The 349-nt window shown below is 78.8% G+C and carries 1 pseudogene; it reads left to right on the top strand.

Annotation, left to right across the window (positions count from 1 at the left end):
* Positions 1 to 349: pseudogene (locus G3I42_RS22490) on the top strand (dihydroxyacetone kinase); the annotation flags it as partial.

Here is a 349-nt window from a genome sequence, read left to right as displayed (position 1 = left end):
GAGGACGCCGCGCTCGCGGCGGACGTCGCGCCGCGCGACGTCGCGTGGGCGGGCGACGTCGCGCGGCGGGGGAGCGGGGACGCCGCGTGCCGGGACACCGAGGAGTGGGACGGGTCGGGGCCCGGGTACGAGGTGATCTACCTCCTGGACGCCGAGGACGAGGCGGTGGCGCGCCTGCGGGCGCGGCTCGACGCGCTCGGTGAGTCCCTCGTCGTCGTGGGCGGGGACGGCCTGTGGCACGTCCATGTGCACGTGGACGACGCGGGGGCCGCCGTCGAGGCCGGTATCGAGGCGGGGCGCCCGCACCGCGTCCGCATCACGCACTTCGCCTCCGACGCCGCGCGGCCCG

The sequence above is a fragment of the Streptomyces sp. SID11385 genome (genome assembly GCF_010548245.1).
Classification (GTDB): domain Bacteria; phylum Actinomycetota; class Actinomycetes; order Streptomycetales; family Streptomycetaceae; genus Streptomyces.
This window is presented reverse-complemented; position numbering and strand designations above follow the sequence as displayed.